This window comes from Paenibacillus sp. FSL R7-0273 (assembly GCF_000758625.1).
Classification (GTDB): Bacteria; Bacillota; Bacilli; order Paenibacillales; family Paenibacillaceae; genus Paenibacillus_AQ.
Genome location: NZ_CP009283.1, coordinates 728,696 through 752,797 on the forward strand (window position 1 = coordinate 728,696; position 24,102 = coordinate 752,797).

Genomic DNA, 24,102 nt, shown 5'->3' on the forward strand with positions numbered 1-24,102 from the left:
GAATTATCATACCGATATATAAAATATGGATAATTTTGTTGTGAAATTGAAGGGAAACAATGTAATTTGTCGAAAATAAATATAAGACTATGTGACTAAATAAGGTGGTAGTGCATAATGACTATTAGTCATTCGGATTGGATAGGGTTTCTTCGGCAGTATGGCCCAATTCCACGTAATGATAACATGTATGATGAAGCAATTCACAGAATTATAAAGCGGAAAAATATTAAGCCAATCATCATTGATTCTGTCTATTTAAATGAGCTTATTGAAAATTATAGTTGTCCCAATCCGAAGTCTATAATACTCACCGGAACAGCTGGGGATGGGAAGACGTACAACTGCAGAGAAGTTTGGTTAGCCTTAAACGGTTCGCTACAAGTTTGGCAAAATGACGATAAGGTAAAGGTGTTAGAGCTGCCAAATTCTAAGAAACTTTATGTTATTAAGGATTTAAGTGAGCTAAAAGATGAGGAAAGAGGAATCTTAAATCAGTTTGTTAACTCGGTCCTTAATAAAATTGATAGTAATGTTTTTTTAATTGCTGCAAATGATGGACAACTGATTGAAGCCTGGAAACATCTTGACAACAACACACAAACTGAATTAGTAAAACAGTGTGTAGAGGATTTATTAGTTAATGAAATAAAGGAAAAAATCGGATTTAATCTAAGGATGTATAATCTAAGCCAAATAAGCGCGGCGAAACTCTTTCCTCAAATTGTGGATGCTGTACTGCAACATCCTGGATGGAATGATTGTAACCAATGTACTTTGCGGGAAAATGAACAAACGGGCAAAACATGTCCTATATTGGAGAATCGTAATCGTCTCGAGGGGATTAGAGACGAACAGCTGATTCAATCGCGTGTTACTGATCTTTTGGAATTATGTGAGTTAAACGGTTTGCACCTTCCTATAAGGCAATTACTCCTCTTATTGTCAAATATGCTTCTTGGTCATCCGGAGGCTAAGGATCGACTTATGTCGTGTTCTGATGCGGCCAAAATAGTTGAAGAAAATAAAACATCACTTGCGAGTATTTACCGAAATATTTTGGGCGAGAATCTCACAGAAAGACGTCGCGAATCTACTGATGTATTTGCTGCACTTGGAAAGTTTGGTATTGGTTACGAGACAAGTAATACAATTGATAACATTTTAGTTTTTGGTGAGGACGATCCAGAACTTCGACCGTACTACAAGGATCTTGTACTAAACGATACATACTACGGTGCCGACCAGACTTTCCGAGCTAATCAAAAAGAATACTTAGAAGGTGTATCAGATAACGGCGAAAAATTTTTAGAGTCTCTTCGATCTCAAAGACAACGATTGTTTTTTGTAATTCCTAGAGAAAAAGAGAATGATCTTAAACTTTGGCATCTTACAACGTTCCAATACGCTGGGGAATTTTTGTCTCATGTTTACAGAGTAGCTAGAGAAGGTAAAGTAGCTACGCAAATAACTTCTAGGATTTCACAAGGGTTAAATCGAATCTTTACAGGTTTATTAGCAAAGAACAATGATGAATTGATTTTAGCCACGTCTGGAAGTCATTCTCAAGCAAAAGTGAGTAGAATTTTTGAAGAAAGTATTTCGGTACCAAAAAAACGCGGAGAAAGCATGCAGATTCGAATGAATGCAAATGGTAAGCTCGTAATAGAAGTGAAGTTATCAGCTTCTGTTGCTACGGTTGACCTACCGCTTCAATTGGTTCGCTATGAGTTTCTTTCTCGGGTTGCTGAGGGTGCGTTACCGGGAAGTTTTTCCAGAGAATGTTATGAAGATATCCTAGGTTTTAAAAGTAAGCTTCTTAAAAGACTAGAGGAGCGCCGTACAATAGATGAAGAAGAATCGGAAAATGACAGTGATTTGTCCTTTAGGATCATTCGATTAAATCCAGACGGCCTAATTGACGACAGAATCGTGGAGGTTAACTTCGATGAATAATGAAAGACTTCCGCGCCCAATAAAGATTCCCTCGGATATGTGGGTTGATGAGGCGATTTGGGGCCACCGATTATATAATGAGCAAACCCCGTGGCTTTGTTTTATGGAGTTTTTAAACGTTCTTCAAGCTGAACTTGATGAAGGAAGGGCATTTCTTGAAGATATACCAAACAATTTAGCTTACGTACCTAAATCAAGACTGCATCTGCGTAATATTCTATTTAATAATCCTCAACTTCCGGTAATAGCACGTACCTATAGTAATGATGATAAAGAGGCGTGGTCAAAGTGGCAAGAGGCAATTATTAAGGGGCAATCAGGAATCGATAATGCTGACTTCGCATATTTGGAAAAGCGATTTCCTAAGTTTGAGCATTTCGTTTCAGTAGTTCAATTTTTGAGAGAAACGACGATCGAAGGGGAAAATAACAAGCGGTGGAGTTCTCAATTTATATTCCCATATGGTCCAAACTGTTTGTATGAAGATCTAAATGTAAAAGAAAATAAATCTCCTACAAATGACCGAAGATTTTTTGGTAGGACAGGTGAAATGTTGTATTTAATGTTGGTGAGGAGCGGGAGGGGGCCTCAATTACTTGTAAATTTTCAAGAAAGTGTTTTAAACAAAAAGAATAAATTTAACCGGCTAGTTGCTTCATTGGAACCTAAAGATTCGATGAATTCCTCCACTGCCAGACTAGGGGTTTATTTGCCGTATTTGGAACTGCCTGAATACCAAGAACTTGCAGGCGATTGGTTAAGTTTATTGGAGAGTAATATTCCGAAATACGACGTAATTCCTCACCTAGTTAATATAATGGGACTGCATATGATTATATATAGTTTGAATAGGGCAAAGGATGTTTTAGAAGATGATACGAAATTAACATTTGTGTTAGAAATCGTATCACCAAAGAAAACAATTGTTAGGGAGCTATCTTCTGATTCATTCACAGAACACAATAATATGTCGCGAAGAGCGGTTGAAGCTTATATTAGGAACGTTGAACAAACTGAAGAATGGGAAAAGGTAACTGACCTTTCGGAAGCAACATCCTTGCTTGCACTCAAATATGAATGGCCTCAAGAAAATGGGATTGATTCTGCCAACTCTCCCGAGGATTTAATTAACAAATTTATATCAGCAGCAATTAATAGACACAAGCAACACGTCGATAAATTCCACGGTACCTGGGGAAAAGAGATTGGGCTCGCTTCAAGAAGAGGCGCGCGAAGACTACGTTATGCCCCCCAAGATATGCTTTTGAAATCTTTAGTACTGTGCGTTGTTCCTAAGAGAATGGAATTTCAAGACTTCTTAGATAAATTGTATGAAAAATATGGTTTTATAATTGGCGATAAGCAGGCTCTTGAATTGACGGAGGCGGGGAGAGCGGATTTAGAAGCGTTTTCAGACAATGCAAGACGACTTGAGCAACGATTGGCTAGTATGGGGTTGCTGCGCAGACTATCTGATGCATGTGCATATGTAGAAAATCCCTTTGGGATTCAGGAGGAAGTTTAACCATGAACCAGCTAGAGTTAATAGGGAAGGTAGCGACTGAATTTCTTCGCAGACAATTACAAAATAGTAAATCCGAAGAGGGGATTGCACGTTTCTTATTAGATCGCCTTACCGCAGATCAGGTAACCAATATATGTAAAGAAATAAGCCGAGATATGCTATTATTTTCGACTATGGCCATAAAGGTCCCTCGAAAGTTAGTCGAAGGAGTCGGTTTGCCGTCTGAAATGGTTACTGACGAGAAGACAACATATTGGAGAAATGCTTCTTGTGATAAGCCAGCTATCTTATTAGCGAACACAAACGATGATCAGGGGCAGTCGCTAAGAGATATAACAAGGGTTGGAGCAGGAGATTTAAAAAGTCAACCGGATATTTGGGTTCAAGTAGCGAGTAGTGATCTCCCTCTTACTGATGAGCAAAAAAGGCACTGGCAGCAAGCGTTGAAAGGTTTGCAAGAGGCAAATGAGTGCAGCCTTGAGGAATTTAGTGAATTTACTGTAAAAGTACGTGAAACAATCGCGGAGAATGGCATTCCTGTTGTTAGGGCGATTGGCTGGGCGCTACCTGCACTTCGCATTCCACGTGATTCTTATTATTTTGACGCAATCCCAGAGAATGCCTTGGGTCATTCTAGTAGGTGGAAGAAACTTTTTACAGATGCATATAACAAAAGAGCTTGTTATCTGTATAAGCAACATCCGAATCGTCAAATCATCGAGAACAGTGAGATTCAGGCTTCTTACGAAAAGGTGAAAAGCCAAATCGATCCTTCTGTTCAGCCAATTATGGAATTGTTCATTGAGTCGAATGTGAGCTGGTCCATCGCCGCAGACAACCTGTCAGAGTTAGAATGGGAGATGGATAAAGTCAACCTTCTATTTTTTGAACTGAAGCCAATGAAAGTGAATTTGGCAGAAAAAACTCTGCAATTATACGATGATGAGTTTCCAGATACATTAACGGATGTTGAGAATCTTTATCTAGATAATCTAAACGAGCTTTTTAAGAAGAAAAAAGCGAAGGAAGCTACAGAGGAAGATAAAGATTTTTACGATAAGCACCGTCATAACTTTGACACAGACAAAGTGCTAAAGGCGGAGTGGGACCGTTTCGTTTATGGTAAGGCGATTGAATGCAATGATTTTTTAGTTGGTTTATTAGAGGGAATTGAGCGCCTTTTCGCTCAATGCGATAACTTTATTGGGGAGAAAACTTTAAGAATTCGTACTCAGAAGACGGTTAGTAAAAAGTCTTGGTTGGATCTAAATGAAGATGTGGGAATGGCCTTTTGCAACGCTTATAGAGGACTTGAAAAATTAACTAATTGGCAAGTGAATTGGGACACTTATTATTTGTTTAAATACGATGAGTTAGTGTCAGAGGCTAAACAGAAAGAATCCAAACAGAAGAAAGGCTATAAAAAGAATATTTCAACAGCAAAAGCGGCTATTCAAATCGTATTCTACATAGAGCTTAGTTACCTTGATTTACAGGGATCAAGACAAAAAAATGAAGTGAAACTAGTATGGCAAGGTAACCCTCAAGAGATTGGGCTTGAGCTTCACCACGATTTAAGGAGACTTGCTGAACACCCATTCGCTTATTCTAGTGTATCCCAAAATCCAGTTAGTAAAAAAGGAAAGCTACAGGGGTTATCATTAAGCGATGTCGGTACAATTCAAGCAGTGTTCGGACAAGATAGGGGTTCCCTAGTTGGTGTATATTCAAAAACAATTGATTTGCAAAAAACAATCTTAAATAACTTGGAAAAGTTGCTTGAGGAAACCAGACTTACACACAGCGACTATGAAGCTCTTAATGCATCGTGGATTCAATTTTCAAAAAAATATAAACAGTCTATAAATGATTGGCTTATTGATGGTATCAGTTCTGATTCAATGATTGAACAAAGTGAGATGTACGATAAGTTCTTACGATCATTACAAGAGCACGCTTTGGGCGATATGAATCGAATTCATATTGTGCAGCCTGTTATGGATATCGGGAATATAAGGGTGGATGGAGATAAAAATAAGCCAATGACGATAGTAGCTCCATGGCACCCGATGCGAATGGCGGCAAAGGCGGTTAAGGCGCGGCAAGTTATTGGTTTACTAAATTATGTACTAACATCGGACCAAGTTGACTTTGGCGATCCGAGTTTGTTCTTTACGGATCTCAAAGAAGAAATATTAAGCCCATATTATCCTGAACTTGCAATAGGGTATAAAGGTCATGAACCGGTGCTTCTATCGATTACAGATGCTAAGAATGATTACACCTTAATGGAAAGCCCAGTACGTACAGAAGAGGAATTGCAGACGAATGAAGACCCAAAAGAAGCAAGCCACAAACTTCTTAACCTAGTTGAACGTTACTTGGATCTTCAACCTCATGAAAAGACAAATTTAAGCTTAGTCTTGTACAATTGTGATTCCACAAGACTTCCAGAAACAATTGTAAATTCTCTAGCCGCAATGCATGAAGTTGAAGATGAAGTCCGCTGTCAGGTAATTTTGAGGCATCGTGATACAAATAAATTAAACGAGTTATATATGAAAATGATAGAGAGTACGGATAGCGATGCTGACTCCTTTGTTGCGAGCGAGGTAACCCGTGATTTTATGGCACGTCTCCGTGTAGGAGTAATGGCACATGAGGCTACTGCATTAGACCCAAAAGAGGGGAAGTTAGCAGATATCGTATTTTTACAAGATGTTATCTCTCGGCAAGCAAATCTTGAGTGGGATGAAGTTCAGGTGAGGCAGATGCCAGAATTACTTAATCACTATCCTCCACGGTGGACGAAAAGAAGATCTACGGCGAAAGATGAACTTAAATCTACGGTATACTTGGCATGTCCAAGTCAACCTTCAGTTGGATGGTCTTACTTATCAGCAATATATTCAGTTGTTAAGGGAAAGGACGTTAAACCAGGAACATTCTTTTTACCGGCAAGGCAAATTTCGTTCCAGAATGATAAGGTGAAGGACATCTTTGATGAAGCTCACAAACTTGGCGAATGGGTAGTCAATTATGATCAATTATTAGAACGAAGACAGCTTAAGAATCTTGGGGTGAAGGTAATAAAGTACCAGCACAATAAATCCCATGGCTCAAACGTTGTTGTATCGTCGAAATCTAAATTGAACCTGTTAAATGTATTAGTAAAAAGAAGATTAAATGCCTTAGGCCTAGGGTTAACTGAAGCGGAATTAGTGCAGCTCACGGAGCGGTTTATTGAGGATGCCAATTCAATATCAGGCGATATCGTACTTCGTGCTGCAAAACGAGGTGTGTTTGCGGGTGAATTAATTGGTGTTGTACTAAGTAAGATGATCCTTCAATCCGAGATGGTAACAGAACAGGCTGTAGGTTGGTTTTTCCTTGATGATTACGCAAGTTGGCTTGGACAAAAAGAAGAACAGATCGCAGATATTTTAGCGCTTGTACCTAAAATGGTTGAAGATAAGCCGAGTCTTCAAGTATTTGTTTCTGAAGCAAAATATGTCGATGCCAAAGGTGTTTCCGAAGCGAAAAAAAATTCTTCAAAGCAGTTGCGCGATACCGTCACAAGAATGGATAACGCACTATTTGGTAATCCAGGACGACTTGACCGTGACTTATGGCTTTCTAGAATAAGTGATCTGTTAAATGACGGTATTGAATTAGCTCCTGATTCTCCCTTTACTGTTGAAGAGTTGCGTGAGGTTATTCGAGCAGGGGCAATTACTATTGAAATCAAAGGTTATTCTCATGTATTTATATCTACGGTACCTGACACAGTTGTGGATAGTGAAAGAAACTCCATTACAAATGCTAAGAACTCCTATCAAGAAGTGTTTACTAGAGATCTTGTAAGAGAATTAGTCTTGGCTTATCATCACAGGAGTTCGATCGTTGAAGTTAGGGAGAAGCTTGACGAAAGTAAGCCTTGGGAATTAAGTGATGCTAAATTACCTGCTCCAAGAATCAATTTTGTTGCTGCGAGTAATAATAGGGTTGGTACTGGAGAAGTAAAGTCCTATGAAACATCTGTTAACAATCAAATACAATCTAGCTTTGAGACAGATGAAGTTGAAGGAGATAGAGGAGAAACTTTTTCCGTGAACAATGAAGAAAAAACGATAGCGATGGAGCTAGATTCAAAGAGACCTATCGTGGAAATGAGCAGTGAAGTTCCTTGGGCGAATACTCAGTTGGCAAAATGGATATTACAGAATGCTCAAAGCACGGAAGAAACCATTGAGGATCAATCCTGGGTTAGTGAGACAGTGAATAAACTTAGAATGGCTTTAATTAGCTATAACTTGCAAGCGAAAGTAGTTGGGCATCGACTTACGCCTAATGCTATTGTCATAAAATTAAAGGGATCAGATCAATTAAAGGTTGATGATATAGAAAAAAGAAGATCAATTCTTCTTACTACACATGCCCTTAATGTAATAAATATCATGGCTCACCCTGGAGAGATTGTTGTGTCCTTAGCTCGTCCTAATAGGCAAAGCATATCGTTAGCAGATGTATGGAAAGTAAGGAAGGTTCAAAGCAATGCTTCTGGATTGAACATGAGTTTTGTTATCGGTGTTAAAGAAATTGATGGGGAGTTGCTTTACTTAAATTTGGGTGGGGAATTTGAAGGTGGAGCTCAACATGCCCCACATACTCTCATTGCAGGCGCAACGGGAAGTGGTAAATCTGTCTTGTTACAAAATTTAATTCTTGATATTTGCATAACAAACAGCAAAGATCAAGCGCACATTTATTTAATTGATCCTAAATATGGTGTCGACTATATGCATCTTGCAGAATTACCTCACCTTGTTGAAGGAATCATTGACGATCAGAATAAAGCTACACAAGTACTTGAAGATCTTGTTGTTGAAATGAATACTAGGTACCAGAAGTTTAAAGAAATTAGAGTGAATAATTTGAAAGATTATAACGCTAAGGCTTCTGATGACGATAAGCTACCACTTATATTCTTAGTTCACGACGAGTTTGCTGAATGGATGCTTGTCGATGAGTATAAGAACGCAGTTTCCTCCATTGTACAACGTTTAGGAGTCAAGGCACGTGCGGCCGGAATACATTTAATTTTCGCAGCACAGCGTCCTGATGCTAATGTTTTGCCAGTTCAATTAAGGGATAATCTGGGGAATCGATTGATATTGCGAGTTGAGAGTGTAGGTACTTCTGAAATTTCTCTTGGGGAAAAAGGTGCGGAAAAGTTACTCGGGAGAGGGCATTTAGCAGCAAGATTACAGGGGGAAACTGGATTGATTTTTGGTCAGGTTCCTTTTATTTCAAATGAAAGTATATTAAAAATTACTGGTAAAATAGGAGTGGATGTCGAATGACAGAAGAAGTGTATAATTTAGAATGGGACCCCTATAGAACATTGTTTGGACTAGGGAGAATTGGTTATACACCACCTGCTGCTTTAGGAGATATACTAGACAACTCAGTTAGGGCAGGTGCCAAAAAAATTCTGATTAAAATTAATAAAATTAACCCAGCCAGCCGTGACGCTAGAAAAAATAATGTTAAAGAATACATTATCGTCGACGATGGAAGAGGAATGTCAGAACAAGAGGTGTTGAATGCATTAAAGTTAGGGTCGCCAGATTCAAATTATGATACAAATTCCTTGTCAAAGTTTGGATTAGGATTAAAATCGGCTGCCTTTTCACAAGGGAATGTTTTAGAAGTTATTTCATCGGACGGAACCCATGATTTTATAAAATTTATTGTTTCCTTAAACGAAATAAAGACAGAGGGGAAGTACTTTTCAAAAAAAGTTAAACTAAGTGATGAAGATATGCAATTAATAGAGAATTACATAAGTGATAACCATGGGACAATTATACGGATTTGTGATATTAGACTTGAAAATCACCCTAGTGTTAAAGCGACATTTGATGAATTAGAGTATAAATTAGGTGTAATTTATTATTACTTTATAAAAGAAAATGGTTTGGAAATATCCATTCTGAATGGGACTTCTGTTACTAAAATAGAACCGTATGACGTGCTATTTACACAGGAAGCAAGTGATGCTACAAATGGTGGGAATTTGGATGAAGATATTTGGGATGGTTTGAATGTTAAGTGGATTAAGAAACCTAAAGAACCGATGTTGTTAGACCCTGATTTTGGTGTTCATGGAATAATCGAGGTGACTCAACTACCGTATCCCCCAGCCTTTAAACCAGAAGATTCAAAGATTAGACAGAAGTATAAAATTGAAGCGAATAATTATGGTTTTTATGTCTATAGAAATAAAAGATTGATTTCCTGGGCTGAACGGTTTGGAATAATTCCTCTTGATCAGGATTATTATTCTTTTAGAGGAAGGATAATTATTGATGACTCTGCAGATAATGCATTTAATATCGATGTTAAGAAGTCATCAATAATCTTGTCTGATGAAGCCCAAAAAACGATTAGTGATTTAAGCGACGATTATAAGCGAAAAAGTAAAAAGGCTTGGAAGCACGCCAATGAGTTACTAAAACAAAAGGAAGGATCAGAACCAAGTGCAACATCTAATCAGCTTGTATTAGATTATGAGGTTCCCGATTTATCTACTGAACCAATTTTAAATGAAGAGGAAGAAAAAAACGAGCAGAAAAAGAGACAAGCACTTGCTGATAATATGAAAAAGAAGATAAAACAAATGGCTGCTGAAGAAAAAAGTGAGAATGAGGGACGAGAGGTGAGCGAAGAAGAACTGTCTGATGAAGATATTAATACAACACTAAGAGGGACAAATAATCCAAAAGTTGAGAAAATATTTAGGGTTAATTCAGTAGACGATAATTTATTGTGGGAGCCTTATTTCGATGCGGATCAAGGTCACTGTGTAAGAATAAACAAGAAACATCGATTTTCAAAAGTAGTCTTTGAGGACAATAGTATGAACACAGATTTACAAGTGATATATGATTTGCTACTTTATAATTTTGCCTTGGCAGAAGTTAAGGCGAGAACATCCAATGTTTTTGCAGGATTAGATACAGAAGGAACAATATTAGAGTACAGAAGGATTGTTTCGGAATATTTGGCGGCTTTTGTTAGGACGAAGGAAAATAAACTTCCGCCATTATACAAAGATGATATTATTTAGTAAAAGGATAGAGCCATGATTGTAACAGAAATATCTAGTATATTTAGTGGTAGAGAAAGAGCATATATTTATATAATTTTATCAAAATCTCATAGAACTGTTTATGTAGGGGAGACCAATGATAGACACGGAACTATCGGTAGGTTAAGAGCGCATATAGGATCTTGCGGTACATTTAGAAAACGATTTGAGGAACGGATTGATGATGATTTAGAGAATGTTGATGATTTAATATTGTTATCATACGTGCTTCCCTCAGACCCGCTATATACAGGTGTTGCTTCAACCTATAGACAATCAGTAGAATACCTTGTTCAGGTAAAATTACTTGAAAGAAGGGCTAGTTTAAACAAAGCCTTCAAAGTGATATCGAATGTTAGAACTTTTAGTACTACCTCTGAAAAGAAAGTTGAGAAATTGGCAGAAACTATAGTGTTGAAATTTATTGATTATTACAATATCTGAAGCTTTAACCCCATTCTCTTTTTTGCATGACAATGCTTAAAGTGTATATGTAGCAGCTAGTTGCGGTATGTTATTGACGCTAAATATCGCTTGAATCCTGCGTACGAGGGTACTCCTTACCCAGGAAAGTATGGACAGCCTGTGCCGGAAGAGGAGCCTGGTGGAACAATTCCTTGATGAGATTATCCGGGACAGTCCGGAAAAAGCCTACGAGCGGTCCACACGTCCACGCGGCACGAGAGAGTATTATGCGGATCAGCTTGCGGGCAAAATGTGCTGGTTGGTTCTTTCCGGGGGCCGGAGCAGGTGGGGGTGGCGGTTCGGAAAGCTTTTTACCATATGCCGTTACGGAATCTTGCCAGTCAGAAAATACTCACCCAAATCGAATACGTGGCGATGTGCCAATCCCGCAAAAAGTTCATTATTCCTGCAAAAACAGGTATCCACTGGGTAGGAAAGGTAGCGGATTGGAAGGTGCTGCGGCGTAAGGAGATTATGGAGGTCCCTTGTCGGCCGGGGACGGAGGAGGATCTGTATGTGCGCTTTACGGTTGAGGAATGGAAGCCATTGGCCGCTCCTATTGCGCTTGGCGGACAAGGGATTTATACGGTGCTCTACAACAGTAAGTACATCCTGGACCGGGCCCTGGAGCTCGCCGAGCTCCGTCTGGAAACAGAGGAAGCACTGCGGGAATGGCGGGAGAAGCGCCGCAAGGGCAGAGTGCAGGTGAAGCTGAATCATGAGGAGTATGTGGATTTGGGGCGGGTTGTTGAGGTGAGGAATATATAGTCACTCTGCGGTTGGAGGGCTGTATATCGGAATCGCCGGATGGATTTGTGATGAACGAAGAGGCAAATTCTCTATCTAGTTATGTTGGTCAAGACTTGTATTGCATACCGAAGGCTCCAAAACGGATGCGTCACTGCGTCTACCTTGGAGCTTTTTTGTGCTTTATAGGGAGTTGAGTGCTGAGAAAATGGTCAATTTGTATCTTCTGTATCAACCAAATCAATAATCTCTCGAATATCGTCAATATCTAAAGACTCTGCAATCCTAATAATATGATTAAAATTAATGCTTTCTCTTTTATTGTTGGCTAATTCGCTCAAAGCAGCATGTCTAACATCGGATATTCTTGATAACTCTCTTAGAGAGATTCCATGTTTTTTTGTTAACTGAGGTATTTTTACGATGACTCTCTTTCCCATAGAATCTCCCCGCCTATCTGAGTCTAAATCTTGACTATACGTATAAGCGTACCGTATAATATTTCCAAGTACGGTACGCATATGCGTAACAAAAAAGAATATTGTTCTTCTTGAAAGTATCCTGTTCCTAATTCGGTATTTACAGATATAGCTTTTCCAGAAGGGAGAGGTTGTAATGCAGCATTTGAGTCGGAAATATGAGGAGGAAAAACGCAAGCTGAATGAACTTGGACAGAGATCCCTGGAGCAGGGAGTTCCACTCAGCGGCAATGAGGCGGTTCAAGCTCAGAGTCGTAAGGTAGACGAAATTATTAATCAGATGTATCAAGAAAAGAACCGGTACTCAGGGGATTTTCGTTTAAACTTTTGTGATGGGGGAGTTGTGGTGGGCTTTCCGGCATGGTTTGTTCAAACGATGCAAGGCAGACTAAATGAAGTGACCGCACAGATCGAATACCAATCCGAGCCTAGGCTTGTTTTTGAAGAAGAGAGTAAAGCGTTTCAGGCGTTGTTTGATTCTATGGACCTTACACGTATGCCTGAGTTTGAGGGTTGGGAGGGAAAGCTTCAAATAAAGCTATCCGTTCTGTATGAACGTCTTTATCTGCAAGGTTTAAAGGATGGTATGCAGCTTGCCCATGCTTTTACTGCTCCTTCTGTTCTCTCGGATTAATAAACACTGGGGCTGGGGGCTGTAAAATGAATACACTTGGCGGAAGGGCATACCGTAATGGGGTCATGTTCGTTTCTAATCACTATATGGTTACAGCTACTCTCAATGCGGAGGGTAGTATCGATTTTGAGGATAAGATATTGCATGAATTCACAACGGATGAAGGCTCGGGTGTATATAGAGGAATGGGCAGGAAGCTGGCTGGGTTACCATTTATCCGTGGAGTGGTGGAGCTCGGCAAAAGATCAGTTGACGGTAAAGTCATAACTGTGATGAATGGCGTTATATTATTATTCGGGATATTCAGTTTATTTTTACCTTCATCAAGTACAGAGAACTCCACATCTGATGGGTGGGCTTGGCTTCTATTCTTAATAGCCTTAATAATAACAGCGGGCATGATAGTTCTGCTGTATGAAATTATTTTTGGACCTGCCGGGAAATTTCATGCAGCAGAGCATATGGCGGCTAACGCTTATGATAGAGGCTGGAAGTTAAACGTTCCTAATGTTCAGCAGCAAAGCAGGGTTCATCCTCAGTGTGGAACGAATCTGGCGGTATTTATTGTATTGGTTATGATCCTTATATCCCCTATACAAATATGGTTTATAGCTAAAATTATTATCGGCTGGTCTGTTGGTATGGAGATTTTTATGGTCGATCATAAGTTCTTTAATATTCTGTTGAAGCCATTTTATTGGCTTGGGGCACTGGCGCAAAGATGGCTATTTACTTCCAAGCCGCAAACGGAACATATTGAAGTCGCTATTGCCTGCCTGAAGCACTTGGAGGAGTTGGAGAAGTTTCATACCCCTTATACATAATCCGCACTCCCAAAGCTCAAGCGCAGCCCCCTGCCCCTGAGCTTTTTTCTTTCCCTTCTACCCCCCTCTGGAAATAATTTCTCCCGTCGTAATACTTCCGCCATGTTCGTTCCGCCGGATTTCAGCGAAGATAGAACCTGTAAGAAGCAGCTTAACACTTTGCAGGTTGATAACGCCGAACGCGTTCATCATATATTTGGTTCTTATCCGGGCGGGCGTAACGAGGCGGGGATCTCAAGAAGATCCCGCAGTGCCGGCATGTATGTTACGGTATCCTGTACAGCACGTTTCGGTAGGAATCTCACTTGGGGTTCGATTCCCCGATCGCCTTAGGAGCGATAATTGGTATTGTACTCGATTTCCATCGAGCCACAACTGAGCAAGATCTGAGTAAGGAAACCAAGGGGCAGAATCCCAGGCGGCTAATCCAGCACACTGCGGAAGGGCTTTGTAATCCGTGGATACCGGTAGTGCGGCAGCAGGAGAGGCTTGGCAAGGACAGAAGGATATGAAGGCTGGCTGAAGCAGGGTTTAGCTCTCAGATCACAACGTCCTCCCAAGCCTCCGGCAGGCCGCCTGTCTCAAACGTGATTCCGCCAGGACCGCAGCGGGGTTCTGCCATCCATTGGTCAAACATGAAGGGGGCAAAATATATGTTAAAGCCAATCACGATTCAAGCGGACCAGCGCGGTCTGCTCTTTCATAAGGGAAGCTATGTAAAGCGGCTGCTGCCGGGAACCTACCGTTATTTATCCTGGACGCATCATACGGTGGCGGTATTGAACATTGCCAAACCGTTTAACGTTGAGGGCAAGGACCTGCAGCTGTTCATACAGGATGAAGAGCTCCTGCGGGAGCTCGATGTTGTACGCGTACAGGATCATGAGATTGTGGTGCACTATGAGGACGGCCAGTTTGCACAGGTGCTGAAGCCGGGAATGTATGCTTACTGGAACCTCCTGAAGAAGCACACCTTCGTCCATACGGACATCCGGCAGCCGGAGCTCCCGGCCGGGATTGACCGCTCGATTATAACGAAGCTTACTCCGTATGTGCAGTGCTGTGAAATCGCCAGCCACGAGCTGGGCTTCCTGTTCTATGACCATGCTCTCCAGCGGGAGCTGACGCCCGGCAAGTATTATTTCTGGAAGGGCCCAGTCTCCGTACTGACCAAAATAGTCGATCTAAGACAGCAGCAGATGGATCTGATGGGGCAGGAGATCATGACAGAGGATAAGGTTACGCTGCGCCTGAACTTCGTATGCCAGTACAAGATCGTGAACCCGCAGCGCGTTCTGGAGCTGAAGGCTTATGACGAGCAGATCCACATTCAGCTGCAGCTGCTGCTCCGGGAATATGTCGGGACGCTGAAGCTCGATGAGCTGCTGAAGCAGAAGGAGGATGTGGCTACCTTCATCCTGTCCCGCATTCAGGAGAAGGAAGAAACGTTCGGGGTACGCTTCCTGGGGGCGGGCGTGAAGGATGTGATTCTGCCGGGAGAAATGAAGGACATCCTGAACACTGTCCTGCTCGCAGAGAAGAAGGCGCAGGCGAACCTGCTTACCCGCCGGGAAGAGACAGCCTCGACGCGCAGCCTGCTCAATACGGCGAAGCTGATGGATGAGAATCAGACGCTGTTCCGGCTGAAGGAGCTGGAATTCCTCGAGAAGATCTGTGACAAAATCGGCTCGATCTCGGTAACAGGCGGCGGCGACCTCCTGGAGCGGTTAAGCTCGCTGATCAGTGTTAATAAGTAGACCGCTGCCTGGCGGTCTATTTCTTTTTGCGGAAAGAGAGAACGAACATGAGCCGGGTGTTTTGCATGCAGGTCATATAATAGATAGTATAGAACTAAGCTTCAACATAGGATTAAGCCAAACCCAAGGAGTAACAGCATGGACAAGAAAGCGAAAAAGATCCTAATGAACACCTTCTGGACATCGGCCGGCTGGAGGGGGACCCGGGGCGCTTTTGCCGGTGAGGATTTCGAGTATGCCAAGAGCCAAGGGCTGATGTTCGATCCTGTAACCATTACTCACGATGAGATTATTACACGGCTGAATGTGCTGCACCAGACGATTACCAGGGAGCGGGTAGCTGCCGCTTTCCTGCACAGTCTGTCTACCAAAAAGGTCCATTTGCGCAGTGCCCTCTCAAGCTGGGCGCTGACCTCACGTCTGCCTATGCATACTTATGAGGAGCGGAGTGCAGTACGGCCCCATTATAGCAGCTGCGGGGATTGTAACTTCTACGGATTAATGGCCGACCGGGAATATAACCATGCGGATTTGAATGTGCTGAATTTCGAACGGGTCAAGTGGGGCGGGATTCGCCTCAACTGGCTTTTATATTGCTGGCTGGATCTTGAATTATTCAGTAAGGAAGAGCCTTTCGAGAGTACTGACGAGGATGCTGCGATACTCTCGGGAATGCTCGAAGCCATTCGGGCTTGTGCTGGCCATGACAGTGCGCGGATGCTGGAGAAGCGGTGGAAGGATGTAGTTCCCTCCAGTAAGAATGAGCGGGATGTGCTGATGGAGATCTGGGGCTATGCCGGACTGCTGGTGCCGGGTAATACCCCGCGGAAGCGCAGAGGCGGGAGCTCTGATTACAATGCTATGGCGGAGTGGCAGGGGGAGGACGGGTACTCTCAGGCGGCGGTGGAGCTTTATTTTGGCGCATATTTGTGAATGTCAGGTGATCTATCTTAAAAAGGATCGGTGCTAAGACCCTTCCAGGGCTGGAGGGGTCTTTGGTATGAAAATATTGCTAATAGAACTTCACATTTCTGCCGAAATATAGGTATATTGTATCAATGTATGGTTTCTCATAGATATACAGAATCTACCGGAAATCATGGAGGGACCCGTTATGACGTTATCCTATCTTTATTCATTGGTTTTATTTATAGCGTTCGCCATTTATTTCATCCTGGGGATGTATATCCTTTCTCTTAATACCAGCAGCAAGCTAAACCGGCTCTATTGTGTAGCCTGTCTGTCCCTTTCCATATGGTCCTTTTGTTTTTCGATCACCAATTCTGCACCCGATTATGAGACGGCGATATTGTGGCGCAGGCTGTCTGCGCTTGGTTTCGGGACGGTGTACAGCTTCCTGCTGCATTTTTTTCTTATTTTGACCGAAAGAACGAAGGTGCTGAGAAGCAAATGGATTTATGTGCTCCTTTACCTTCCGGCAGCAGTGAACATTGTAGCCTTTGGTTATAGCAGTGCCGCGAAGGAACAGTACAAGCTGGTCCAGATTGCAACGGGGTGGATTAATGTTTCAGCGAACAGCTGGGGCGATTTGTATTTCAACCTGTATTATATTTGTTTTACTACTGCGGGATTGCTGCTGCTCTGGAATTGGGGGAGAAGGTCGAAGGACCCAATAAAGAAGAAGCAGGGCTATCTCTTTATGTTCTCCTATAGTCTGGCCATGATTGCGGGGACTGCAACAGATGTGATTGTGAACAGATACTCCTCCTTGAAGCTTCCTGAGCTGGCACCGGTTATTGTGCTAATCCCGACAACAGCTATTTTTTATGCGATCAAACGGTATGGGCTGATGGGTCTGGGGAAAAGCGGCAGAGCTGAGCCGGGAAAAATATTAAGTGAAGTCAACATGGACCGGTTCATTAAAATTATGTCGTTCGTGTATATCATTGGCGGAATGCTGAACTTTGCGTCACAGTACTTTTTTAATCAGATGGACCCCCGGTTCAGCACGGTGTTGTTATTCAGTCTTTTCTTTTTTGCTACCGGATTCATATTAACGCTTATTAAACATATACCGGTGAATACAGATATTAAGGAATACATTTTCGTTCTGATTATGCTGGCCTCGATCATTCTGATTGCCGTCAGCTTTATCGAATCTGCAAGTGTTACCGCGTGGGCGGCTCCGTTCATTATTGTGATGCTGTCTGTTCTTTTTAATAAACGGCTAATGATCTATTGGATAGGGATACCTATACTAATTACGCAAATATATATCTGGTTAAGAATGCCGGAAGCGATGGTTCAGGTGGATGGTTCGGATTATCTGGCCAGGATCGGTATTTTGGGTATCACGCTTAGCTTGGCTTATTTTGTTAACCGGGTGTATATCCAGCGTCTTGAAGAGAATGAAGCCCAAATCAGGTTTCAGAAAATGGTTGCCCGGATATCCGGTGACTTTGTTAAGGTAGCTGAAGATGATCTGGATGAAAAAATCAACGGGTTATTGGAGCTGTGCGGTGAGCATTTTCAAGTAGACCGGGCCTTTTTCATTCGTTTAACGGACCAGCAGCAGACGTATGAATGGTGCAATGCCGGGATTGAAACCGCAGTTGACCTCATTCCCGAGTTGAACGGCGACGCCTTCCCCTGGTGGATGAACGAGATTGTACACACTGATCTGGTAAAAGTAGCGGACGTAGACATGCTGCCGCCGGAAGCCGGAGCAGAACAAGCCTTATTCAACTCCCATAGGATGAAGTCGCTGATCTCCATTACGGTAAGGAATAAAGGCAAAATTCTGGGGCTTTTGTTCTTCGCATCCCTTAAAACGAATAGAACCTTCGGGCGGAGCCATCAGGAGCTGCTGCGGATTCTCGCCAATCTATTGTCAGATGCGCTGGTAAAAGTGCAATCCGAACGGGAAATCAGCTACATGGCGTATTATGATGCGCTAACAGGGTTTCCGAACCATACCTTATTCAAGCATCAGCTGGACGAGAGTATCCAGTCAGCCGGGGAGGCCGGCAAGCATATCGGTGTTCTTTTCATAGATCTGGATGCCTTCAAAATCGTCAATGACACGATAGGACACCTCGGCGGAGACGAGATGCTGAAACAGGTGACAAGCAGAATAGCCGGGTGTTTGCGTGAAGAGGATATGGTGTCGCGTTTTGGCGGCGATGAGTTCCTCGTAAAGCTGGCCGGGATAGAGCGGCTGGAAGACATTGGGGAAATGGCTGAAAGCATCATCCATTCGATTGCCCAGCCCGTGATTGTCAAAGGCCAGGAATTTTTTATTACAGCCAGCGCAGGGATCGCGGTCTACCCCGGAGACGGGGAAAGCACGGAGGAGCTGATCCGGAATGCCGATCTGGCGATGTACGCTGCCAAAGAAAAAGGTAAAAACCAGTACCTCTTATGCTCACCAGCCATGAAGGAGCAGGTACTGGAGAAAACACAGCTTACAAACAGCCTCTACCGGGCGCTGGAAAGAAATGAATTCACGCTTTACTACCAGCCGCAGGTAAGTGTGCAGACGAAGGAAATTGTGGGTCTGGAAGCGCTGATCCGCTGGAATAATCCGGAGCGGGGCATGATTTCCCCGGCTGCCTTTATTCCCTTGGCTGAGCAGACCGGACTGATCATCCCCATCGGCAAGTGGGTGCTTGAGACCGCGTGCCGGCAGATGAAGGAGTGGCAGGCGCTGGGGGTGCAGGGGATACGCATGGCAGTGAACCTGTCGGTTGTCCAGTTCCAGGACCGGAACCTGCTCAGCATCGTTGAACGGACACTCAGTGAGACAGGCCTGGAGCCGGAGTACCTGGAGCTGGAGATCACGGAAAGTGCTGCCGCTGACGGAGATGACTATATTGTAGAAGTGCTTCATGCGCTTAAGAAGCTGGGTGTCAGCATCTCCATTGATGATTTTGGGTCGGGCTATTCCTCGTTAAGCAGATTAAAGACCATGCCTGTAGACCGGATCAAAATTGACATGCAGTTTGTACGCGGCATTTCAACAGGCAACGACGATGAGGCGATAGCCAAGACGATCATTCAGCTGGCTAAAAACCTGAAGCTTCATGTGATTGCCGAGGGTGTTGAGACCGAAGAGCAGTTCGCCTTTTTTAACAAGAATAAATGCGATGAGATTCAGGGGTACTTCTTTTATAAGCCGATGCCTGCGTCAGAAATAGAGTCCATTCTGTTAGATGTGAATGATATACCAAATAATTGAATTAATAGATAAATAGTGAACAAAAGCACAATCCCTTCTATTCCGTGTATACTTATAGCTGAGAATATATTAGTGGGAGGGAACCTTTTGAAGACAATCACTAGAGCGTTTTCTTTGGTAATGGCATTCTTTCTGTTACATACGGTCGTTATACCGTCACCTGCAGCCGATGCAGAAGGCAGCCGGGCTGCTGTGGAGCAGCTGGCACAATTAAGCGGTGATGATGTACTGGATACGCTGCTTGATAACGGGCTCCGGCTGCCGGAAGGCCTGGAAGCGGATGAATTCACACGCAGCGCGGCAAAGGAGATCGTCACCGGTATTGAGAGCGGGGCAATAACCGCAGACCGTATCCCGTACAGTTACACGAAAATGGTGGAGCTTACGCAGAATATTTTGGAAATCATCGGTGCCCCCGGCGCTTCTGCAAGAGGCATCTCTGCCCTGGCCGGCTATACGCTGCAGGATAGCAGCTTAATCGGGTCCTGGTCGAATGACTACAGATATTATAATTGCTATGGATATGCGATCGGCCAGCAGGTCTTCAAGGACCCGGGCTACCACTCCGGCCAAAGCTTTTCGGTAAGCATGGGGATTGCAGAAATAGCAGATTTGGCAGTCAGTGATCTCAATGCGCTCGGCTATTGGGGATACAAGACTACGACGAAGCCAAGCTCCCTGGCTTATTATGAGCGGGTGGTTGCGGTCCGTAAAGGAAGCAATGACTATCATTTCATGAAGGGCGATACCTCAGCCAGTGACTGGACACATAAACCGGCGGGTAACCAGCCCATGCGCTGGAACTACGCTTCACCGGGATATAAGATCTGGACCAATGAGTACTCCTTCCAAAATGTAAACTATGCCGCGACTGTTAACTATAACAGCACTATTTACTACATTATTTATTGGGCTAAGAACGGTGCGGGGCCTCAGCCGACTAAGAAGATTCAGCCTATACTATAAAAGAAACAGGGGGTGCTATCCGGCATCCCTTTCTTTTTGCCCGTTTAAGCTTGGTTAAAGGTATTCGGGTTATTCTTTGTATAAGCCAGGACGCAATAATGCTTTTTGATCAACAAAAAGATTTGCATCCGATTATACAAGGAGTGTTCATTTATGAAAAATAACCAATTTATCAGCATAAAGGTTCTAACGTTTGCCGCATTATTAGGTTTATCTGTTGTTGGGTGCTCGAGTGTACAGGACAATAGCGCAGCAGTGGTTACAAGTACACAGGCAGCAGCAGCGCAGACAGCAGCTTCTACAGCGTCATCCGGCACAACGTCAACAGGAGAAGCAGCAGAAGGTGCTGAAACAACCGGAGGCACCGGAACAACAACGGCTATAGACACATCGGCATTATTCACTGACCGGGATCTGGAGCAGACGGTGGATCTGACAGCTGCAACCCAGATGAATCTGGTAAGCAATCAGGATGTGACCCTGAGCGAGGAAGGCGTATATGTCTTAAGCGGTGAGGCGGAGAATGTAACGGTGACGGTCGATGCTGCGGAGGAAGCGAAGGTTCAGATCGTCCTGGACGGAGTCAGTATAACCAATGCTGATGCACCGGCCCTTTATGTAAAATCGGCAGACAAAGTATTCGTTACCTCGACGGACAGTGACAACCATATGGAGGTTACCGGAACCTACGTGGCGGATGGGGAGACCAATCTGGATGCGGTGATTTTCTCCAGAGCTGATGTGACCCTGAACGGAACCGGAAGCCTGGACCTTGTGTCGGCTCAAGGCAATGGGATTTCTTCCAAGGATGATCTCAGAATCACCGGGGGCGTGTATACCATCCAATCCTCTGCAGATGCGCTGGAAGCCAACGATGCCATTCTGATCAACGACGGAACGGTCACCATTGATACCGGTAAGGATGCGCTGCATAGCGAAAATGAGGAGGACACTACCCTCGGTAACATCTACATTGAAGGTGGTACACTTAATATCACTGCTGCGGATGATGCCATCACGGCCAACAACCTTGTGCAGATCGATGGCGGCACCATTACTATTGAGACTGCTGTGGAAGGTATCGAAGGCAATAATATCATAATCAATGACGGCCAGATCACAATATATGCGACGGATGACGGCATTAATGCCACGCCAAAGGTGAACAATAATGCGTCTATTGAAGTCAACGGCGGTACGATCAAAGTAACCATGGGCAGCGGGGATACGGATGCTTTTGACTCGAACGGTAATCTCTATATTAATGGTGGAACTATTGAGGTAGAGGCCACTTCCGCGTTTGATGCGGACGGAACTGCCGAGCTGAACGGCGGCACGGTCACGGTTAATGGCGAGCAGATTACGGAGATCACCGAGTCACGCGGCGGAGGAGGCGGAGGCGGCTTCCGTGGCGGTGCTGGCGGCGGTAGAGGGACTGGGCAGTAATTAAGCGGCTGTGGTCAAACTACTGATCCGGGCATAAAAAGGTAAGCAACACAGCGGTATTCATCCAATCGATGAATACCGCTTTTTTTCGTGGGGAACCGGTATTCGAATGCAAGCAATGATTCTTTCCTCTTAAATGAAGGTAAAAATATCCATAGTGTATAATGAAGCTAACAAAACTTCTCCTTTCCCCACTTTAGGAGAAACGGCGGGCAGCAGATTGAGCGCCCCTGCCAAACGCTAATCTCAGTCAGCGGGTCTAGGGTCAAATAAAACCTGCAGCGGCGCTAATTAGTCAGGTTTTGTTGCAGAAGGTACAGTTATTTCCGCTATATTAGCTTAAATTCCTAATCCAAGAGGAGGACAATTCTATGAAAAAATCAGCTATACTGGCCTTCATCCTTACAATCCTGTGCCTGACGGTTCAACCTTTGCCTACATACGCAGCCTCGCCTAAAATCACTGAGTTTCACACAGCGGGCAGCTATACGTATTTCTACAAAAGCGACGGCAGCCTGTGGAGGTTCGGGATGTATGAGTCCGTTCCGCACCGTGTCGAGCTGCCGCAAAAGGCTGTTAAGTTCCTTATGGACGCTTATGATACCCTGGTGCTGTTCGAGGACGGCACGGTGTGGAAATATCCCGCAGAGGGCAGCAGTGCTCCGTCACAGATGAAGGCTCTCAATGATACTGTTGATATCGCAGGCAGCAATAATCACTATCTGGCTTTAAAAGAGGACGGTACAGTCTGGGCTTGGGGCATTAACTCCCAGGGGCAGCTTGGAAACGGGCAGCTCAGCGATTCCTGGGACAATCCGCCGCAGCAGGTGCCCGGACTCACCGGTATCAAGGCAATTGCCGCCGGGGACTACAGCATGGCGCTTAACAGCCGCGGAGAAGTATACACATGGGGAGGCTGGGCCCATCTGAGCAGGGTTACTTCGTCCAATCCGTATGGCTTCCGGACCAGCCCGCTGCGGGTATACAGCCTTCCGGAGATTACGGCGATAGATATATACGCCACCAGGGCATTGGCACTCGATGCTTCGGGCCATGTTTATACTTGGGGCCAGGATTTTTTAGCGCTGAATCCTAGAAGCTATTATGGAATTTTGGATGCTCCAACACAGATTTCGGGGCTGGAAGAGGTAAAGAAGATCTCGATTGGTACTACAGCGCTGTTCCTGAAGGCAGACGGGACGGTGTACGAAGCGGGGGTGGATTACAGCAAGCCAAATCTGTCCCAGGCAGCGTATGAGCAGATGCAGCGTCCGCACCCGGTTCCTTCCTTGAACGGAATTACGGGGATTGCCTCAAGGGGGGAGCAGCGCTTTGCCCTGGATTCCAAAGGTGACTTGCATGCATGGGGCGACAGCTCGTTCGGGCGGCTGGGCGACGGGCTGATGACCTGGAAGAGCCGGCAGGAGCAGCCGGTCCGGATTCTCGATACCGGTACGGTCATAATCGACGGTGTTCAGCAGGATTATCCGGGCGTTATCCGTAAGGGCGTAACGATGGTACCGCTGCGTAAGCTGGCTGAGCCGCTGGGGGCGGCGCTGTCTTTTGTGGCACAGACCAAGGAAGTAACGATCAGCTACCGTAATCAAAAGGTAACGATGAAGCCCGGCGACGCTACTGTAACGGTTAACGGTAAGAAGGTGCTGCTTGGGGGACCGATCCGGATCTATAACAATGAGACGCATGTTCCGCTGCGCTTCATCAGTGAGCTGTTTGGAGCAGAGGTGGGCTGGAACGCGGATAAAGCTGAGATTAGTGTGATAACGGCAAAATAAAGCTTGATAGCCGTGCTGCTTGGACCGGACTTCTCCAATCCATAACGATAAGCATCCCCAAAAGGCGGACTCAGACCTGGTCTGTAATCCGCTTTTTGGGCATCCTGTATTATTTATCTAAAAAAGCTGAGAATACTCCACCCTCGATAGGGTGGGGAT

General features: G+C 44.0%; 15 protein-coding genes. 14 read left to right on the forward strand and 1 reads right to left on the reverse strand.

What is annotated here, in order from left to right; genetic code table 11:
* The first annotated feature begins 117 nt into the window (after positions 1 to 117).
* The 6 genes from R70723_RS03190 to R70723_RS03210 all read left to right on the forward strand — a co-directional run bounded on the left by R70723_RS03190 (position 118) and on the right by R70723_RS03210 (position 11,867).
* The gene (locus R70723_RS03190) at positions 118 to 1,956 is read left to right on the forward strand and encodes a hypothetical protein (RefSeq protein WP_039869741.1); all 1,839 of its coding nucleotides are present in this window, start codon (positions 118 to 120) and stop codon (positions 1,954 to 1,956) included.
* Positions 1,949 to 3,481, forward strand: coding sequence for a methylation-associated defense system protein MAD7 family protein (locus tag R70723_RS03195; RefSeq protein WP_039869742.1), 1,533 nt, complete (start codon positions 1,949 to 1,951; stop codon positions 3,479 to 3,481). The genes R70723_RS03190 and R70723_RS03195 overlap by 8 nt, the downstream gene beginning before the upstream one ends.
* Positions 3,482 to 3,483: 2 nt before the next feature.
* Positions 3,484 to 8,844, forward strand: a complete 5,361-nt coding sequence (locus R70723_RS03200; RefSeq protein ID WP_039869745.1) for an FtsK/SpoIIIE domain-containing protein — start codon at positions 3,484 to 3,486, stop codon at positions 8,842 to 8,844.
* Positions 8,841 to 10,613, forward strand: a complete 1,773-nt coding sequence (locus R70723_RS03205; RefSeq protein WP_039869746.1) for an ATP-binding protein — start codon at positions 8,841 to 8,843, stop codon at positions 10,611 to 10,613. Before R70723_RS03200 ends, R70723_RS03205 begins: the two co-directional genes overlap by 4 nt.
* Positions 10,614 to 10,628: 15 nt before the next feature.
* Entirely contained in the window at positions 10,629 to 11,078 is a 450-nt protein-coding gene (locus R70723_RS33215; RefSeq protein ID WP_144027143.1) for a hypothetical protein, read from the forward strand.
* A 312-nt stretch (positions 11,079 to 11,390) separates the two neighbouring features.
* Positions 11,391 to 11,867, forward strand: a complete 477-nt coding sequence (locus R70723_RS03210) for a DUF8743 domain-containing protein (protein ID WP_156123774.1) — start codon at positions 11,391 to 11,393, stop codon at positions 11,865 to 11,867.
* Positions 11,868 to 12,058: 191 nt separating this feature from the next.
* On the opposite strand, the gene R70723_RS03215 is transcribed toward R70723_RS03210, so the two are convergent.
* Positions 12,059 to 12,286, reverse strand: a complete 228-nt coding sequence (locus R70723_RS03215; RefSeq protein WP_039869749.1) for a helix-turn-helix domain-containing protein — start codon at positions 12,284 to 12,286, stop codon at positions 12,059 to 12,061.
* A 175-nt stretch (positions 12,287 to 12,461) separates the two neighbouring features.
* Between R70723_RS03215 and R70723_RS03220 the strand changes: the two genes are divergently transcribed.
* From R70723_RS03220 to R70723_RS31850, 8 genes are all read left to right on the forward strand, one after another.
* Positions 12,462 to 12,959: a hypothetical protein gene (locus R70723_RS03220; RefSeq protein WP_039869751.1), complete on the forward strand. Its 498-nt coding sequence runs from the start codon at positions 12,462 to 12,464 to the stop codon at positions 12,957 to 12,959.
* A gap of 26 nt (positions 12,960 to 12,985) precedes the next feature.
* Positions 12,986 to 13,783, forward strand: a complete 798-nt coding sequence (locus tag R70723_RS03225; RefSeq protein ID WP_039869753.1) for a DUF1385 domain-containing protein — start codon at positions 12,986 to 12,988, stop codon at positions 13,781 to 13,783.
* A 653-nt stretch (positions 13,784 to 14,436) separates the two neighbouring features.
* A complete protein-coding gene (locus R70723_RS03235) occupies positions 14,437 to 15,540 on the forward strand; it encodes a slipin family protein (protein ID WP_039869757.1) in 1,104 nt (367 codons plus the stop codon).
* A gap of 138 nt (positions 15,541 to 15,678) precedes the next feature.
* On the forward strand, positions 15,679 to 16,473 hold the full coding sequence (locus R70723_RS03240) for a hypothetical protein (protein ID WP_039869759.1): 795 nt from the start codon (positions 15,679 to 15,681) through the stop codon (positions 16,471 to 16,473).
* A gap of 181 nt (positions 16,474 to 16,654) precedes the next feature.
* The gene (locus R70723_RS03245) at positions 16,655 to 19,738 is read left to right on the forward strand and encodes an EAL domain-containing protein (protein WP_052421170.1); all 3,084 of its coding nucleotides are present in this window, start codon (positions 16,655 to 16,657) and stop codon (positions 19,736 to 19,738) included.
* Between the two features lie 87 nt (positions 19,739 to 19,825).
* Positions 19,826 to 20,704, forward strand: coding sequence for a hypothetical protein (locus R70723_RS03250; protein WP_156123775.1), 879 nt, complete (start codon positions 19,826 to 19,828; stop codon positions 20,702 to 20,704).
* Between the two features lie 153 nt (positions 20,705 to 20,857).
* Entirely contained in the window at positions 20,858 to 22,150 is a 1,293-nt protein-coding gene (locus tag R70723_RS03255) for a carbohydrate-binding domain-containing protein (protein ID WP_039869762.1), read from the forward strand.
* Positions 22,151 to 22,521: 371 nt separating this feature from the next.
* The gene (locus tag R70723_RS31850; RefSeq protein WP_052421171.1) at positions 22,522 to 23,943 is read left to right on the forward strand and encodes a stalk domain-containing protein; all 1,422 of its coding nucleotides are present in this window, start codon (positions 22,522 to 22,524) and stop codon (positions 23,941 to 23,943) included.
* Positions 23,944 to 24,102 lie beyond the last annotated feature (159 nt).

Excerpts from the sequence above, each read along its gene's own strand:
- R70723_RS03235 (WP_039869757.1), top strand. The coding sequence starts at position 14,437 with ATGTTAAAGCCAATCACGATTCAAGCGGACCAGCGCGGTCTGCTCTTT.
- R70723_RS03220 (WP_039869751.1), top strand. The coding sequence starts at position 12,462 with ATGCAGCATTTGAGTCGGAAATATGAGGAGGAAAAACGCAAGCTGAAT.
- R70723_RS31850 (WP_052421171.1), top strand. The coding sequence starts at position 22,522 with ATGAAAAAATCAGCTATACTGGCCTTCATCCTTACAATCCTGTGCCTG.
- R70723_RS03195 (WP_039869742.1), top strand. The coding sequence starts at position 1,949 with ATGAATAATGAAAGACTTCCGCGCCCAATAAAGATTCCCTCGGATATG.
- R70723_RS03240 (WP_039869759.1), top strand. The coding sequence starts at position 15,679 with ATGGACAAGAAAGCGAAAAAGATCCTAATGAACACCTTCTGGACATCG.
- R70723_RS03190 (WP_039869741.1), top strand. The coding sequence starts at position 118 with ATGACTATTAGTCATTCGGATTGGATAGGGTTTCTTCGGCAGTATGGC.
- R70723_RS03245 (WP_052421170.1), top strand. The coding sequence starts at position 16,655 with ATGACGTTATCCTATCTTTATTCATTGGTTTTATTTATAGCGTTCGCC.
- R70723_RS03225 (WP_039869753.1), top strand. The coding sequence starts at position 12,986 with ATGAATACACTTGGCGGAAGGGCATACCGTAATGGGGTCATGTTCGTT.
- R70723_RS03255 (WP_039869762.1), top strand. The coding sequence starts at position 20,858 with ATGAAAAATAACCAATTTATCAGCATAAAGGTTCTAACGTTTGCCGCA.
- R70723_RS03215 (WP_039869749.1), bottom strand. The coding sequence starts at position 12,286 with ATGGGAAAGAGAGTCATCGTAAAAATACCTCAGTTAACAAAAAAACAT.
- R70723_RS33215 (WP_144027143.1), top strand. The coding sequence starts at position 10,629 with ATGATTGTAACAGAAATATCTAGTATATTTAGTGGTAGAGAAAGAGCA.
- R70723_RS03205 (WP_039869746.1), top strand. The coding sequence starts at position 8,841 with ATGACAGAAGAAGTGTATAATTTAGAATGGGACCCCTATAGAACATTG.
- R70723_RS03200 (WP_039869745.1), top strand. The coding sequence starts at position 3,484 with ATGAACCAGCTAGAGTTAATAGGGAAGGTAGCGACTGAATTTCTTCGC.